The sequence below is a fragment of the Saccharopolyspora gloriosae genome, from assembly GCF_014203325.1.
Taxonomy (GTDB): domain Bacteria; phylum Actinomycetota; class Actinomycetes; order Mycobacteriales; family Pseudonocardiaceae; genus Saccharopolyspora_C; species Saccharopolyspora_C gloriosae.
Map to the genome: position 1 here is coordinate 2,279,649 of NZ_JACHIV010000001.1, position 15,514 is coordinate 2,295,162.

Here is a 15,514-nt window from a genome sequence, read left to right on the forward strand (position 1 = left end):
AGAAGGGGGAGACCGGCCTTCTGGAGCCGGGGAGAAGTCGAGACAGCTGATATATCAACTGGACAGCAAGGTAAGCACTGGTGGGTGCGGGGTCAAGGGGTCCGCGCAAAATCGGGCGGGCTCGGCGTGCGACACGCCGCCGAGTGGAGGACATGACCGGCGGGTCGCGGCCGAAAAGCCGTTCGCGGCGCGGGAATCTCGCCGTCGTCAGCGGGAGCGGAGGCGGCTCGCTGGCGCGGGTGATCGGGATTCCGAATCCTCTTGACCGCGCGATTCGCGCTGCTTACGCTGAAAGTCATCTGATATGTCAGTTGAATCTCAGGCGAGGGCAGTGTCCTGCCGCGTTCGCTCGCTCGTCGATCTCCTCTGCTGGTTCCCAGCGCGGAAGGAGTCCCATGAGTCCGTCCAGCAATGCGAGTGCCGTAGACGTCTTCAACGATCGGCTCTCGGCGGTGGATCCGGAGGTGGCCGAGGCCGTCGGTGCTGAACTCGGCCGTCAGCAGAACACGCTGGAGATGATCGCGTCGGAGAACTTCGCGCCGCAGGCCGTGCTGCAGGCGCAGGGTTCGGTGTTGACGAACAAGTACGCCGAGGGCTACCCGGGCAAGCGCTACTACGGCGGCTGCGAACACGTCGACGTCGTCGAGCAACTCGCGATCGACCGCGTCAAAGAACTCTTCGGCGCCTCGTTCGCCAACGTCCAGCCCCACTCCGGCGCACAGGCCAACGCCGCCGCGATGCACGCCCTGCTCAAGCCCGGCGACACCATCATGGGCCTCGACCTCGCCCACGGCGGGCACCTGACCCACGGCATGCGCATCAACTTCTCCGGCAAGCTCTACAACGTCGTGCCCTACCACGTCCGCGACCACGACCACCGCGTCGACATGGACGAAGTCGCCCGCCTCGCCCGCGAGAACAAGCCCCAGCTCATCATCGCCGGCTGGTCGGCCTACCCCCGCCAACTCGACTTCGCCCGCTTCCGCGAGATCGCCGACGAAGTCGGCGCCTACCTCATGGTCGACATGGCCCACTTCGCCGGACTCGTCGCCGCCGGACTCCACCCCAGCCCCCTGCCCCACGCCCACGTGGTCACCACCACCACCCACAAAACCCTCGGCGGCCCCCGCGGCGGCGTCATCCTGTCCACCAGCGACGACTTCGCCAAAAAGTTCAACTCCGCGGTCTTCCCCGGCCAACAGGGCGGCCCCCTCGAACACGTCATCGCCGGCAAAGCCGTCCTGTTCAAAATCGCCCAAACCCCCGAGTTCGCCGACCGCCAACGCCGCACCATCGAAGGCGCCCGCATCCTCGCCGAACGCCTCCTCGCCGACGACACCACCCAAGCCGGCGTCTCCCTCGTCTCCGGCGGCACCGACGTCCACCTCGTCCTCGTCGACCTCCGCAACAGCGAACTCGACGGCAAACAAGCCGAAGACCGCCTCCACCAGATCGGCATCACCGTCAACCGCAACGCCGTCCCCAACGACCCCCGACCCCCCATGGTCACCAGCGGCCTGCGCATCGGCACCCCCGCCCTGGCCACCCGCGGCTTCGGCACCCAAGAATTCACCGAAGTCGCCGACATCATCGCCCACGCACTCCAACCCACCCTCACCCCCGACACCACCACCCAACTCCGCAACCGCGTCGAAACACTCGCGAAAAAACACCCGCTCTACCCGGCTTTGAACGGAGGGCTCTGATGACGCCGCGCACGCCGGGCGCCGAGCTGCCGGAGCACCCGGACTGGCTCTGGCACTCCCCGGAACCGAAGAAGTCCTACGACGTGGTGATCGTCGGTGGCGGCGGGCACGGCCTCGCGACCGCCTACTACCTCGCGGTCAACCACGGGATCACCAACGTCGCCGTGCTCGAAGGCGGGTGGCTCGCGGGCGGGAACATGGCACGCAACACCACGATCATCCGGTCGAACTACCTGTGGGACGAGAGCGCCGGGCTCTACGAGCACTCCCTGAAGCTGTGGGAAGGGCTGGAAGAGGCGCTGGACTACCCGCTGCTGTTCTCGCAGCGCGGCGTGCTGAACCTGGCGCACTCGCTGCAAGAGGTGCGCGACAGCGTGCGGCGGGTCGAGGCGAACAAGCTCAACGGCGTCGACGCGGAATGGCTGGATCCCGCGCAGGTGGCGGAGATCTGCCCGATCCTGAACACCTCGGAGGACCTGCGCTACCCCGTGATGGGGGCGACGTGGCAGCCGCGGGCGGGCATCGCCAAGCACGACCACGTCGCCTGGGGGTTCGCCCGCGAACTCGACCGGATGGGCGTGGACCTGGTGCAGAACTGCCAGGTGACCGGGTTCGAGCGGGTCGGGGACCGGGTCGTCGGGGTGACCACGACGCGCGGCGCGATCCGCGCGGGCAAGGTCGCGCTGGCGGCGGCCGGGCAGACCTCGGTGCTCGCCGACGAGCTCGGACTCCGGTTGCCGATCCAGAGCCACCCGTTGCAGGCGCTGGTCTCCGAACTCCTGGAGCCGGTGCACCCGACGGTGGTCATGTCGAACGCGGTGCACGTCTACGTCAGCCAGGCGCACAAGGGAGAACTCGTCCTCGGCGCGGGCATCGACTCCTACAACTCCTACGGCCAGCGGGGCGCGTTCCACACCATCGAACGCGAGATGACGGCCGCTGTGGAGCTGTTCCCGATGTTCTCCCGCGCGCACGTGCTGCGCACCTGGGCGGGCGTCGTCGACGTGACCCCGGACGCCTCCGCGATCATGGGCCTGACCCCGTTCGACGGCCTCTACGTCAATTGCGGTTGGGGCACCGGAGGATTCAAGGCCACACCGGGCGTCGGCTGGTGCTACGCGCACACCATCGCCCACGACGAGCCGCACCCGCTCAACGCCCCGTTCGGCCTCGACCGCTTCACCACCGGAGCCCTCGTGGACGAACACGGAGCAGCAGGCGTCGCGCACTGAGAGCTCTTTCGGGCGGTTTGCTCGCTTGAGGTCGGACTCCCTCCTACGGATCGCGAATGGATCGACGTGAAGCAGCTTTTCGGTTGTCGTTGTCTTGTCAGCGGCGGAGCCGCTGAGCAGTGACCACGTACGCAGCCGGAGCACCGGCGGGTTCTCAGCGGCCTTCTCGCGAGGACAGCCATTTCGCGGAGTAGGGAGCTACTTGAGAAATGGATCCCGCAGCGAGAAGGCCGCTGAGGTTCCGCTACCCGACCCCGTACGCACAATGAGATCAAACGCAGTCTGAGGAGTTCGCCGTGCTGCTGATTCCCTGCCCTTGGTGCGGGCCGCGCAATGAGATCGAGTTCCACTACGGCGGCCAGGCCGATGTGAGCTATCCCGAGGATCCGGACTCCGTGTCCGATGTGGACTGGGCGCACTTCCTGTTCTACCGCGACAACCCGAAGGGCGTGCTCGCGGAGCGCTGGTCGCACCAGGCGGGGTGCCGGCGCTGGTTCACGCTCCGCCGCAACACGGTGACCAACGAGATCCACGTCGACGACGACGCGAGCGAAGCAGGGGCGGTGACGAGATGAGCAACGAGTTCAGGCTCGCCGAGGGGGGTCGCATCGACCGCGGGTGCCCCGTCCGGTTCCGGTTCGACGGCCGGGAACTCCAGGGCTACGAAGGCGACACGCTCGCCTCGGCGTTGCTGGCCAACGGGGTTCACCAGGTCTCGACCAGCATCAAGCTGGGGCGCCCGCGCGGCATCATGGCGGCGGGTCCCGAAGAGCCCAACGCGCTGGTGCAGGTGGAGCGGCCGTTCCCGGAGCCGATGTTGACCGCGACGACGGTCGAGCTGCGCGATGGGCTCGAAGCCACCGGCCTGCCCGGCCAGGGACGCCTCGCGACCGAACCGGATCCGGCGCGCTACGACGCGATGCACGCCCACTGCGAAGTGCTGGTCGTCGGCGGCGGGCCCGCCGGTCTCGCCGCCGCGCTGACCGCGGCCCGCAGCGGGGCGCGGGTCGTCCTGGCCGACGCGGACACCGAGTTCGGCGGCAGCCTGCTCGGCACCGGTGAGCAGCTCGACCGGGCCCCGGCCACCGACTGGGTCTCGCGAGCGGTCGCGGAACTCCGCTCCTGCCAGGACGTCCGGCTGCTGACGCGGACGTCGGTGTTCGGCCACTACGAGGACAACTACTTCGTGGCCGTCGAGCACCGGGGCGAGCAGGCGCACACCCGGCAGCGGATCTGGCGCATCCGCGCCCGGCAGGTGGTGCTGGCGACGGGCGCGCACGAACGGCCGCCGGTGTTCGCGGGCAACGACCGGCCGGGCACGATGCTCGCCGGATCCGCCCGCACCTACCTGCACCGGTACGGGGTGCTGCCGGGGCGGCGCGCGGTCGTGTTCACCACCCACGACAGCGCGTACGCGGCGGCGATCGACCTGCACGACGCCGGGGCCGACGTCGCCGCCATCGTGGACGTGCGCGAGGTCGCTCCGGCGTACTGGGCTTCGCTGTGCGTGGAGCGCGGGATCACCATCCGGGCCGGTGCCACCGTCGCCGGGACCTCCGGGACCGACCGGATCACCAGCGTGCACCTCGCGAACCTGCGCACCGACGCGATGATGAGCGTCCGCCAGGTCGTGGGCTGCGACCTGCTGCTGGTCTCCGGGGGCTGGAACCCCGCCGTGCACCTGCACTCGCAGGGACGCGGCGCGCTACGCTACGCCGAGGACATCGGCGCCCTCGTGCCCGGTGACATCGACGGCGGAGTCCGCTCGGCGGGTGCCGCGACCGGCGCGTTCACCACCGCCGAGTGCCTGCGCTCCGGCGCCGAGGCCGGGCTGGCCGCGACCCGCGCCGCCGGGTACGACGCGGAGCTCGGGCCGCTGCCCACCGCGCAGAATCTCCCCGCGCCGCAGGGGCGCACCGCGTGGTTGCTGCCGAGCCCCGCGGACTCCGCGGGCACCAGCCAGTTCGTGGACCTCGCGCGGGACGTCACGGTCGCCGACATCCGCAAGGCCATCGGCGCCGGGATGGAATCGGTCGAGCACATCAAGCGCTACACGACGATCGGCACCGCCCACGACCAGGGCAAGACCTCCGGGACGAACTCCACCGGGATCATCGCCGAACTGCTCGGGCGGGACTTCGCCTCGGTCGGGAACACGACGTTCCGCGCCCCCTACGCGCCGGTGGCCTTCGCCGCGCTGGCCGGCCGGGACCGCGGCGACCTCTACGACCCGGTTCGCGTCACCGCCATGCACGACTGGCACGTCGAGCACAGCGCCCCGTTCGAGAACGTCGGCCAGTGGAAGCGGCCCTGGTACTACCCGCTGCCCGGCGAGAAGATGGACACCGCCGTCCTGCGGGAGTGCCACGCGGTCCGGTCCGGAGTGGGGATGCAGGACGTCTCCACGCTCGGCAAGATCGACGTGCAGGGCCCGGACGCGGCGGAGTTCCTCGACCTCGTCTACACGAACAAGATGAGCACGCTCAAGCTCGGCCGCATCCGCTACGGGCTGATGTGCACCGCCGACGGCATGGTCTTCGACGACGGCACCGTGATGCGCACCGGCGAGCAGCGGTACCTGATCAGCACCACCTCCGGCGGCGCCGCCGGGGTGCTGGACTGGCTGGAGGACTGGCTCCAGACGGAGTGGACGCACCTGCGGGTGCACCTGACCTCGGTCACCGAGCACTGGGCCACGATCGCGCTGGCCGGTCCGCGCTCGCGCGAGGTGCTGCGCCGGGTGGCCGCGGACCTCGACCTGGACAACGAGAACTTCCCGTTCATGTCCTGGCAGGACGGCATCGTCGCGGGGCGGCGCGCGCGGGTGTGCCGGATCAGCTTCTCCGGCGAACTGGCCTTCGAGATCAACGTGCCGCGCTGGTACGGCCGCGAGGTGTGGGAGGCGCTCTACGACGTGGGGGAGCCGTTCGACATCACCCCGTACGGCACCGAGACGATGCACGTGCTGCGCGCCGAGAAGGGCTTCCCCATCGTCGGCCAGGACACCGACGGGACGGTGACGCCGCACGACCTCGGGATGAGCTGGGCGGTGTCGAAGAAGAAGCCGGACTTCCTCGGCAAGCGGTCGTTCAGCCGCGCCGACACCGTCCGCGCCGACCGCAAGCAGCTCGTCGGGCTGCTGCCGCACGACGACATCCTGGTCGTCCCGGAAGGCGCCCAGCTGGTGGAGACCCAGGTGCTGCCCGCGCCGCCGGTGCCGATGCTCGGGCACGTCACGTCCAGCTACCGCAGCGCCGTGCTCGGCAAGGGGTTCTCGCTGGCCCTGCTCAAGGGCGGGCGGGACCGCATCGGGGACACCGTCTACAGCCCGATCGGCGGTCGGCTCGTGGCGCTCGAAGTGACCGAACCCGTCTTCTACGACAAGGAAGGAGCACGCCGCGATGGCTGAGCCCTACGGCGATTCCCCGTTGACCTCCCGCGCGGACCTGCTGGACCGGCACTCGGTGCCCGGTGCCGTGCGGATCACCGAAATCCCCTTCCTCGCCCAAGTCGGGCTCCGGGTGGACCCCAAGGGGGTCGCGGCCGAACGCATCGGCACCGCGATCGGCGCGATGCCGCCGAACCTGCCGGGCACCACCGTGCGGGCCGGGGAGCTGCTGGCGCTGTGGCTGGGCCCCGACGAGTGGCTGCTGGTGGGCCGCGAGGGGACCGCGGAGTCCATTCAGGACATCCTCTTCGCCGCGCTGGGGGACGAGCACGGAGCGGTGGTGGACCTGTCGGCCAACCGCACGATCCTGGAGGTCTCGGGTCCGAAGGCGCGCGAGGTCCTCAACAAGGGGTGCGCGCTCGACCTGCATCCCCGCGTGTTCGGGGCGGACCGCTGTGCGCAGACCTTGCTGGCACGGGCGGGCGTGGTCCTGGTGTGCCGGGACGCCGAGCAGCCGAGCTTCTGGTTGCTGGTGCGCTCCTCGTTCGCCCGCTACGTCGCCGACTGGCTGATCGACGCGTCAGCCGAATACGCGAACTGAGGATTTGTTCCCGGCTTGCTCGGTGGGTCGGGTGGCGGAACCTCAGCGGTTTCCTCGCTGCGCCCCTGGCCGGGTGTCACAGCTTTTTCCCGAGTGGCTCCGCCACGAGGGAAAAAGCCGTCCTCGCGAGGAAACCGCTGAGAACCCGCGGGTGGTCGGCCTGCTCAAGCCGGTCACTGCTCAGCGGCTTCGCCGCTGACAAGACAACGACGACGAACGCCGCTTGCCTGGAACGACGAGATCGTTCTCGGTTCGCGAAGACCGTCAACACATCCCCACACGGAATGGGAGTTCCGCCAGTGACCGCAGTGCGTGGCGTGGTGGCGACCGGACGAGGCAAGCCCGTCGAGGTCACCACGATTCATGTTCCCGACCCGGGACCGGGCGAGGTCGTCGTGCGCGTGCAGGCGTGCGGGGTCTGCCACACCGACCTGCACTACCGCGAAGGCGGCATCAACGACGAATTCCCGTTCCTGCTCGGCCACGAGGTCGCGGGCGTCGTCGACTCGGTCGGCGACGGCGTGGGCAACGTGGCACCGGGAGATTTCGTCGTGCTGAACTGGCGGGCGGTCTGCGGGGTGTGCCGGGCGTGCCGGCGCGGCCGTCCGCAGTACTGCTTCGACACCCACAACGCGGCGCAGTCGATGACCCTCGACGACGGCACGCCGCTCTCGCCCGCGCTGGGGATCGGTGGCTTCGCCGAGCGCACGCTGGTCCACTCAGGACAGTGCACGAAGGTGGATCCGGCGGCACGGCCCGCGGTGGTCGGGCTGCTGGGCTGCGGTGTCATGGCCGGCATCGGTGCCGCCGTCAACACCGGCGGCGCGGGGCCCGGCGACTCGGTCGCCGTCATCGGGTGCGGCGGCGTCGGCAACGGTGCCATCGCCGGAGCCGACATGGCGGGGGCTCGCAGGATCATCGCGGTGGACAAGGACCCGGCGAAGCTGGAGTGGGCGCGCGAATTCGGCGCCACCCACACCGTCAACGCTGCCGAAGCCGACACGGTCGAGGCCATCCGCGAGTTGACCGGCGGCAACGGCGCGGACCTCGTCGTCGACGCCGTCGGCGTGCCCCAGACCTACACCCAGGCCTTCTACGCGCGCGACCTCGCGGGCACGGTGGTGCTGGTCGGCGTGCCGTCGCCGGACATGCGGCTCGAACTGCCGCTGCTGGACGTGTTCGCGCGCGGCGGATCGCTCAAGTCGAGCTGGTACGGGGATTGCCTGCCGGAGCGGGACTTCCCGATGCTGGCGGAGCTCTACCAGCAGGGCAGGCTGCCGCTGGAGAAGTTCGTCACCGAGGAGATCGCGCTCGACGACGTCGAGGCGGCGTTCGAGAAGATGCACCGCGGCGAGGTCCTGCGCTCGGTGGTCACGTTCTGACGCCGAACGCCGGACGAGGGTGAACAGGACGACCTGGAAGGGATCAAGATGGCCGTTCGCATCGATCACGGTACGACGACGGGGAAGTTCTCCCTCGACGGAGAAGTCCACGAGGTGACCAACAACGCCTGGGTCGTCGGGGACGAGCACGAGTGCGTCGTGATCGACGTTCCGCACGACCTGGACGCGATCCGGGACCTGGTGGCGGGGCGGAAGGTGCGCGCCGTGCTGGCCACCCACGCCCACGACGACCACGTCCGGCTCGCGCCCGAGTTCGCCGACGCCGTCGGCGCCCCGCTGCACCTGCACCCCCACGACCTGCCGCTGTGGCGGTTGACCCACCCGGAGCGGATGCCGGATGACGGGTTGGCGGACCGGCGGCAGATCGCCGTGGGGCGGGCGGTGCTGCAGGTCGTGCACACGCCGGGCCATTCGCCGGGGTCGGTGTGCTTCTACTGCCCCGACCTCGGCACGGTGTTCACCGGGGACACGCTGTTCGCGGGCGGGCCCGGTGCGACCGGGCGGTCCTTCTCCGACTTCAGGACGATCACGAAGTCGATCCGGGAGCGACTGCTGGTGCTGCCGGACCGGACTCGGGTGCGCCCCGGGCACGGCGAGAGCACGACGATCGGCGCCGTCAAACCCCACTTCGAGGAGTGGGTCGCGCGCGGCTACTGAACAGCCGCGGATCAGGGCCGCGCCGGGGGCCGGTCGGCTGTGAGCGGGAGGTTGCGCAGCGGCAGATCGCTGGGCGGTGGCAGGACTTCCCGCGCCGCTTCGGCGCGGAAGGACTGGAGCAGGTACGCCACCAGGCGCCGGGACGCCGCCCTGTCGTGCGGCAGGGCGGCGACCAGGCCGCAGTGCGCCAGCAGGGCCACACCGAGATCGGAGGGGTGGAAGTCGGCGCGCAGCGCGCCCGCGGCCTGGGCCCTGCGGATCAGGGCCTTGAGCTCCCGTTCGGCGCGGCGCGCGTGGTCCGCGGTGCTGCCGGGGAAGGCGGTCGCGAACGCGGCCGAGAACCCCCGTTCCTCCCGCTGCAGCTCGCAGGCCGTCTCGACCAGCCGCCGGAAGCCCCGCCAGGGGTCGGGGTCGGCGACGGCCTCGGTGAGCGCCTGCCCGCAGGTCTCCAGCTGCCGCGCGAACGCGGCGCGCACCAGGTCGTCGCGAGCGGGGAAGCGGCGGTACAGCGTCGCCACGCCCACTCCGGCCCGCCGGGCCACGGTCGCCATCGGTGCCTCGATCCCGTGCTCGGCGAACACCGCGCGGGCCGCGACGAGGATGCGTTCCCGGTTGCGGCGGGCGTCGGCCCGCAGCCCCTCGTCGTCCGGTATCCGAGAAGATTCCGCCACCACTGTCTCTCACCTCCGGCTGAAACGGACGGTGCCGTCCACTTCGCAGCCTACGCTCGGCCTCGATACCGGCCCTGCTCCTGCGAAGGTGGCGACGATGGACGACCGCACGATGAGAGCCGTGCTCTTCGACCGCTACGGCGGCCCCGAAGTGCTGTACGCGGGCCGGGTACCGCGCCCCGAACCGCAGCGCGGCGAAGTGCTCGTGCGGGTGCGCGCGTTCAGCGTCAACGGCGGCGAACTCGCGGCCCGCGCCGGCCGCGTCCGCCTCCTCACCGGGAGGAGGTTCCCGCAGCGCATCGGCCTGGACTTCACCGGTGAAGTCGCCGCGCTCGGCACCGGTGCGACGGGCGTCGCGGTCGGCGACCGGGTCTGGGGCGTGCTGCCGCGCACCGGCTTCGGCAGCGCGGCCGAGTACGTGGCGGTGCGGGCCGACCGGCTCGGCCACATCCCGGAGGGCGTGGACCTGGTGGACGCCGCCGCGCTGCCGGTGGCGACCACGGCCATCACGGCACTGCGCGACAAGGCGGGGCTGCGCCCCGGCGAACGACTGCTCGTCCGCGGTGCGGCGGGCGGCGTCGGCAACGCCGCCGTCCAGCTTGGACGGGCCTGGGGCGCCGAGGTCACGGGCCTGGCGCGCGCGGCCAACCTGGACTTCGTCCGCGAGCTCGGCGCTCAGCACGCCATCGACCACCGCAGCGCCGCACCGCGGGACCTGGGCCGGTTCGACGTGGTCCTCGACACCGCGGGCACGGACCTGCGCGCCTTCCGGGGGCTGCTGGTGCCGGGCGGGCGCATGGTGACCATCGCCTTCGACCTGGCGCGGCCCGCCGCGTCGCTCGGCTCCATCGCCGCCAGCGCCGTGCACGGGCGCGGGCGAGTGCGCTTCTTCAGCGGTAATCCGACGCGGGCGCTGTTCGACGACCTCGCCCGCGAGGTGGCGGCGGGGAACCTGCGTCCCGCCGTGGACGCGCGCTTCCCGCTGGAGGAGACGGCGGCGGCGCACCGGGCGCTGGAAGCCGGGGGAGTGCGCGGCAAGTACCTGATCACCGTCGACTGACGAACCGCTGGTTTGGCCTTGGCTTGAGTAGTGGGTCGCTCAGCGGAACCTCAGCGGCTTCCTCGCTGCGGGATCGATTTCTGATGTATGCCATACACAGCGAAATCGCTGTCCTCGCGAGGAAGCCGCTGAGAACCCGCCGGTGGTCGTTTTGCTCAAGCTGGTCACTGCTCAGCGGCTTCGCCGCTGACAGGAGAAGGATGAGGAATGTCGCTCGCTCGGAGCGGCTGGATCAAAGACAGGTGGTCGGCGGCTTCTTCGCTGCCTGTTTTCCTGGTGTGGCCGCGATTTCTGATGTATGCCCGGTACACGGCGAAATCGCTGTCCTCGCGTGGAAGCCGTTGAGAACCCGCGGGTGGTCGTTTTGCGCAAGCTGGTCGCTGTACAGCGGCTTCGCCGTTGACAGGACAACGGCCACGGACGTTGCTCACGGGAAAAGCCAAGATCAATGGCGGGTGGTCAGTCGCAGGGGCGTTCGGTGGTCACGTCGAGTTGGCGCAGGACGGAGGTCTCCGGTTCGGTGAAGTCGCGGTCGCCGAGTCGGCACAGGTCGTGGAACCACCGGTCCGGATCCAACGGGATCGGACTCCGCCGCGACGGCGTCGAGTCGGCGAAGAACACGCCACCTTCGATCGCGGGAACGTCCGTTCCGGTCGCGTTCGACGCGACGGTCCCCGCGAGCCGGCGCTCCTTCAAGTTCCAGATCTGCAGGCCCTCGGAATCGTCTTCGGTGAACAGGTGGTCCCCGGAGAAGCCGAGGGCGTCGCCGGTGTCCGCGTTGATCTTCGGGAGCACCACCCGCTCGTCGAGGTCGACGAGCGTGATCCGGCTCGGGTAGCCCCCGGTGACGGCGGCGGTCGAACCGTCCTGGGACACGACCGCTCGCACGGTGGCACCGGAGCCGTCCAGCGGGAACTCGTGCAGCGGCTTGCGGGACGCGACGTCCCACAGCAGCAGCCGCCCGTCGAGCGCCACCAGCAGCTCGCCGGGGTGTCCGGGGCGGGCGGTGACCTGGGGGTCCTTCGGCAACCGTCCTCGCGCGTCCGCCTGCCCCAGCACGACGGGCGGTGCCGTCCGGTCCTTCGTCCGGAAGTCCCAGGACGACAGCATTCCCGCGCTGCCGACCACGAACTCGCCGTCCGCCGCCCGCGCCACCGAGATGTTCCGGGTGTCCTCGCTGCGCTCCGAAGGATCGTGGCCTGGCGGGGTCGGCAGCGTCCGTTCGCCCTCCAAGACGAGATCGGAGGTGCGGTAGAAGCGCAGCGTCGACTCGTGCGCGACCGCGAGGTGCTCACCGGTCGCGTCGAACGTCGCGGTGAACGCGGAGAGGAAGGTGCCGTCCGGATCGGGGACGGCCGCCGTCGCGAGCACGGTGCCGTCCGCGTCGTGCAAGGTCAGCTCCGCGCTGCCGGGAACACCGGCGTCGCGCGCCGTGAGCCACCGCCGCCCGTCCTCGGACGCCGCGAACGACTCGCCGCGCACCTGCTCGGCCACGGTGGGAACAGCGCTCGCTTCCACCGCGCCGTCGCGCTGGTGCACGGACGTCAGCTCCCCGTCGGCGCCCGGCACCAGAGCCGGTAGTTCTGCCACGTCCGTGTCGACGTCGAAGGCGCCCGCGAACGTCCGGAGCCCGGTCGGCCAGTGGATGATCGCCTGCGTGTTCCGGTACGGGACGTCGGACAGCACGTACTGACCGGTGAGGTCGGTGTGGAGGCCGCTGCACGGGGTGCCGGGCAGCTCGGTGACGCGATCGGTGCGCAGGTCGACGACCTGCACCGCGGTATCCGCGCACCGCGCCAGCACCGTCCCGTTCCCCGCGAGCACGTCCGAGGATTCGAGCGGGTGGGTGCGGAGGATCGCGCCGGAAGCCAGGTCTAGGCGCTCCACGATGTCCGGGCCTGCGCCGCCGCTGCGCTCGGTGATCAGCGACTTCCCGTCCGACGACGGGTGCACCGCCGTCAGCGGGGTGCCGGGATCGAGCGCGATCCGGTTGGGGACCTCCTGCCCGGTCACCAGATCCCACACGTGCACCGGCTGCCGCGCTGTGCGCGAGTAGAGCGCGAGGAACCGGCTGTTCCAGCTGAAATCGGCGGCGTTCGCGTCGTTCAGGATCGAATCGTCCTGCGCCACCAGCGGAATCGGCCGGTCCTCATCCGTCAGGTCGAGGAGCCGGACGCCCCTGTTCGGTCCGCTTTCGAACACGATCAGCATCCGGCCGTCCGGGCTGAGCCCCACCTGGCCCGCGGGGGACACGACCGGATCGACCGGGAGGTCGCGGTGCCGGGGGTGCGGTCCGGCGAGGCCCGACCACAACGTCGGGGGCGCGGCCGGATCGGAGTGGTGCGCCAGCACGACACCGCCGTCGGAGCTCGCCTGCAGCTGCGAGACGTCGGCGTCCGGGATCAGGCCGGGGCCGAGGACCCGGTGCACCCCGTCCCAGTGCAGGCGTTGCTCGAACAGGGCGGCATAAGCCTCGTCGCTGTCCGGTTTCTCCCGATATGCCGCCAGGACCAGTTGCAGCGCCTGACGCGGGTCGACCTCGGCGGCCCGCTCGGCGGCCTGTGCGAGCAGGCGGGCGTTGCTGGTGCGCAGCTGCTCGTCGACGTCGCCGGCGAACTTCCCGACGGCGCCGGTGAGCAGGACGGCGACGAGCGCGAGGGCCACCGAGATCGCGGTGATGGTGCGCCAGCGGCGTTGGGACCGGCGCTGCGCGTCCTCGCTGCGGGCGATGAACTCCCGTTGCGGCGGGGGAACGTCGTCGGGGCGCCTGCGCCGCCACTGCGCCGCTTCGGCGAGCGGAGCGCCGCTGAGCTGGCCGCCGGAGTCGCGCAGGTCGTCCAGCCTCGCCAGCCAGGCGAGGAAGACGGCGTCCTCGTCGAGCCGTTCGCGCAGCCTCGGCCAGTGGTCGATCAGGGCCTGGTGCGGCAGTTCCACCTGCCCTTCCCGGATGACGACGAGCCGTGCCGCGGCGAGCCGGTCGGCGACGGACCGGAGGTCGTCGCCGAGTTCGTCGAGGTCCGCGCGGCGGCGCGTGTGGCCGCCGTCGCCGTCGGGCCGGGTCAGGCTGATCAGCAGCCGCTCGGCGCGCGCCGCCTCCGCCGGGCCGAAGGCGGCGAGCGCGGCGTCGGCGTGCTTGCGCAACGCTCCGGGAAGTCCTCCGAGCTCCTGGTACGCGGCGTGGGTGAGCCAGCTGCCGCACCGGCGGTCCCACAGCTGCTTCAACGCTTCGGACAGCAGCGGGAGCGCGCCGTGCCCCGGCGGGCAGTCGTGCAGGACGGCGTCCACCAACCCGGCCTCGAACGCGAGCCCGCCGTCCTCCGCCGGACGCACGATCGCCGCGCGGAGGTCGTCGCGGTCCATCGGGTCCAGCAGCCACACCGCGTCGTTGAGCTTCTCGCGGGTGCCGGGCCCGATCAGGGCGTCCAGGGACCGCGAGCGCAACGTCAGCACCACCCGCAGCCGACCGCCCGGTGCCGCGTCGATCCGGGCGATGACCTGCGCCAGCCGCTCGCGGGCGGCGTCGGGGTCGGCGATGACCGACTCCTCGAACTGGTCCAGGAACAGCACCGCTTCGCCGTCGGAGACCGGGACGGAGCCGAGCGGGTCACCGGGGCGCAGCTCGGCGACCGCGACGCCCTGCCGCGCGAGCCGGGGCAGCAGACCGGCTCGGACCAGCGACGACTTCCCGCTTCCGGAGGGCCCCACGACGGCGACCAGGTCCCGCGAGGTGAGGCGGCCCAGCAGCTCCTCGACCGCCTCGTCCCGGCCGTGGAAGCGCGCGGCGTCCTCCGGCCCGAACGGCGCCAGCCCGAGGTACGGGTTGGGCGCGTCGGCGGGCCACCTGCCGAAGGACGACACCGGCACCAGGTGCGCCGTCGTCGCGGTCGTCCCGGACCGGGTGACGACCATCCCGACGACGCCGCCCAGCTCCTCGTCCCACACCGGGGATCCGCTGAACCCGCGCACGATGCGTTCGTGATCGGGATCCACCCGCATCTGGACGCGACCCCGGCCCTGCGTTCCCGCGAGGGAACCGGACACCCAGACGCCGTCCGGTTCGGCGTCGGTGAACCCGAGCACGCGGAACCGGTGGTCGCGCACGTCGCAGTCCAGCCGGACGGGGGTGGGCCGTGCCCGCTCCGGTGGGGCGAGCAGTTCCAGGATCGCGACGTCCTCGACGTCGTCGCGCTCGACCACGTCCACCGCGCAACCGTCGGAGCCGAGCAGCGGGAACTGCGCCCGCACGTCGTCGAATCCCGCGATGACGTGCGCGCACGTGGCGATCAGGCCGCCGGGCAGCGTGAAACCGGTGCCGAGCAACCGCCCGCCGCAGACGAGGCGGACCAGCGACGCGGCCAGCGGTTCGGCCGCGGCCGGGTCAGGACGTTCGTTCATGGCACGGCACCCGCGCGGTTCCGGACGGCCGAGCTCGGCGGCGCACCCGTCCTCGTCCAGGACCTCCGGCCGGAATCACTTGTCCGGCTTGACGTCGTTCCACTCGATGGTCACGTTGAAGTTGGCCTCACCGGAGGACTTCGCGACCGCGAGGCTCGCCTCCCCGGTCACCTTGATGCCGAACTGCACGTTCACCTTCGACGGCGGCTGCTCCATCGCGCGGAGTTCACCGAGCACCGCTTCGGCGGCGGACCGGATGTTGCCCATCGCCTTCTGCACGGTCTCGGAGGCCTGCACGACCTTGCCGCCACCGCCGACCGGGATCGAGCCCTGCCCGTCGGTCGATTCGATGAGCAGTTCGCCGCCGTTCTCCAACGGCATCCTGACCAGATCCGACATCC

General features: G+C 71.1%; 11 protein-coding genes. 8 read left to right on the forward strand and 3 right to left on the reverse strand.

What is annotated here, in order from left to right:
* The first annotated feature begins 395 nt into the window (after positions 1–395).
* The 7 genes from glyA (at position 396) to BJ969_RS10365 (ending at position 8,987) form a co-directional block, all read left to right on the forward strand.
* Positions 396–1,706: a serine hydroxymethyltransferase gene (glyA, locus tag BJ969_RS10335; protein ID WP_184485088.1), complete on the forward strand. Its 1,311-nt coding sequence runs from the start codon at positions 396–398 to the stop codon at positions 1,704–1,706.
* Complete coding sequence (locus BJ969_RS10340) at positions 1,706–2,938, forward strand: sarcosine oxidase subunit beta family protein (RefSeq protein ID WP_184478729.1); 1,233 nt, start codon at positions 1,706–1,708, stop codon at positions 2,936–2,938. Before glyA ends, BJ969_RS10340 begins: the two co-directional genes overlap by 1 nt.
* A 296-nt stretch (positions 2,939–3,234) precedes the next feature.
* Complete coding sequence (locus BJ969_RS10345) at positions 3,235–3,513, forward strand: sarcosine oxidase subunit delta family protein (RefSeq protein ID WP_184478730.1); 279 nt, start codon at positions 3,235–3,237, stop codon at positions 3,511–3,513.
* On the forward strand, positions 3,510–6,347 hold the full coding sequence (locus BJ969_RS10350) for a 2Fe-2S iron-sulfur cluster-binding protein (protein ID WP_184478731.1): 2,838 nt from the start codon (positions 3,510–3,512) through the stop codon (positions 6,345–6,347). The genes BJ969_RS10345 and BJ969_RS10350 overlap by 4 nt, the downstream gene beginning before the upstream one ends.
* The gene (locus BJ969_RS10355; RefSeq protein ID WP_184478732.1) at positions 6,340–6,927 is read left to right on the forward strand and encodes a sarcosine oxidase subunit gamma; all 588 of its coding nucleotides are present in this window, start codon (positions 6,340–6,342) and stop codon (positions 6,925–6,927) included. The genes BJ969_RS10350 and BJ969_RS10355 overlap by 8 nt, the downstream gene beginning before the upstream one ends.
* A gap of 299 nt (positions 6,928–7,226) precedes the next feature.
* Positions 7,227–8,309 carry an S-(hydroxymethyl)mycothiol dehydrogenase gene (locus tag BJ969_RS10360; protein WP_425503542.1) on the forward strand — a complete coding sequence of 361 codons (1,083 nt, stop codon included), beginning with the start codon at positions 7,227–7,229 and terminating at the stop codon, positions 8,307–8,309.
* Positions 8,310–8,357: 48 nt separating this feature from the next.
* A complete protein-coding gene (locus BJ969_RS10365) occupies positions 8,358–8,987 on the forward strand; it encodes an MBL fold metallo-hydrolase (RefSeq protein ID WP_184478734.1) in 630 nt (209 codons plus the stop codon).
* Positions 8,988–8,998: 11 nt separating this feature from the next.
* Here BJ969_RS10365 and BJ969_RS10370 read toward each other — a convergent pair whose 3' ends face one another.
* A complete protein-coding gene (locus BJ969_RS10370; protein ID WP_184478735.1) occupies positions 8,999–9,658 on the reverse strand; it encodes a TetR family transcriptional regulator in 660 nt (219 codons plus the stop codon).
* Positions 9,659–9,755: 97 nt separating this feature from the next.
* Here BJ969_RS10370 and BJ969_RS10375 point away from each other — a divergent pair, with 97 nt between their 5' ends.
* A complete protein-coding gene (locus tag BJ969_RS10375) occupies positions 9,756–10,718 on the forward strand; it encodes an NAD(P)-dependent alcohol dehydrogenase (protein WP_184478736.1) in 963 nt (320 codons plus the stop codon).
* A gap of 459 nt (positions 10,719–11,177) precedes the next feature.
* Here BJ969_RS10375 and BJ969_RS10380 read toward each other — a convergent pair whose 3' ends face one another.
* Positions 11,178–15,113, reverse strand: a complete 3,936-nt coding sequence (locus BJ969_RS10380) for an nSTAND1 domain-containing NTPase (protein ID WP_184478737.1) — start codon at positions 15,111–15,113, stop codon at positions 11,178–11,180.
* Positions 15,114–15,188: 75 nt separating this feature from the next.
* Positions 15,189–15,512, reverse strand: coding sequence for a CU044_2847 family protein (locus tag BJ969_RS10385; RefSeq protein WP_184478738.1), 324 nt, complete (start codon positions 15,510–15,512; stop codon positions 15,189–15,191).
* Between the last annotated feature and the right edge of the window lie 2 nt (positions 15,513–15,514).

Bases quoted from the DNA above. Each gene is read 5' to 3' on its own strand.
- BJ969_RS10385 (WP_184478738.1), bottom strand. From the start codon at position 15,512: ATGTCGGATCTGGTCAGGATGCCGTTGGAGAACGGCGGCGAACTGCTC.
- BJ969_RS10355 (WP_184478732.1), top strand. From the start codon at position 6,340: ATGGCTGAGCCCTACGGCGATTCCCCGTTGACCTCCCGCGCGGACCTG.
- BJ969_RS10340 (WP_184478729.1), top strand. From the start codon at position 1,706: ATGACGCCGCGCACGCCGGGCGCCGAGCTGCCGGAGCACCCGGACTGG.
- glyA (WP_184485088.1), top strand. From the start codon at position 396: ATGAGTCCGTCCAGCAATGCGAGTGCCGTAGACGTCTTCAACGATCGG.
- BJ969_RS10350 (WP_184478731.1), top strand. From the start codon at position 3,510: ATGAGCAACGAGTTCAGGCTCGCCGAGGGGGGTCGCATCGACCGCGGG.
- BJ969_RS10375 (WP_184478736.1), top strand. From the start codon at position 9,756: ATGGACGACCGCACGATGAGAGCCGTGCTCTTCGACCGCTACGGCGGC.
- BJ969_RS10365 (WP_184478734.1), top strand. From the start codon at position 8,358: ATGGCCGTTCGCATCGATCACGGTACGACGACGGGGAAGTTCTCCCTC.
- BJ969_RS10380 (WP_184478737.1), bottom strand. From the start codon at position 15,113: ATGAACGAACGTCCTGACCCGGCCGCGGCCGAACCGCTGGCCGCGTCG.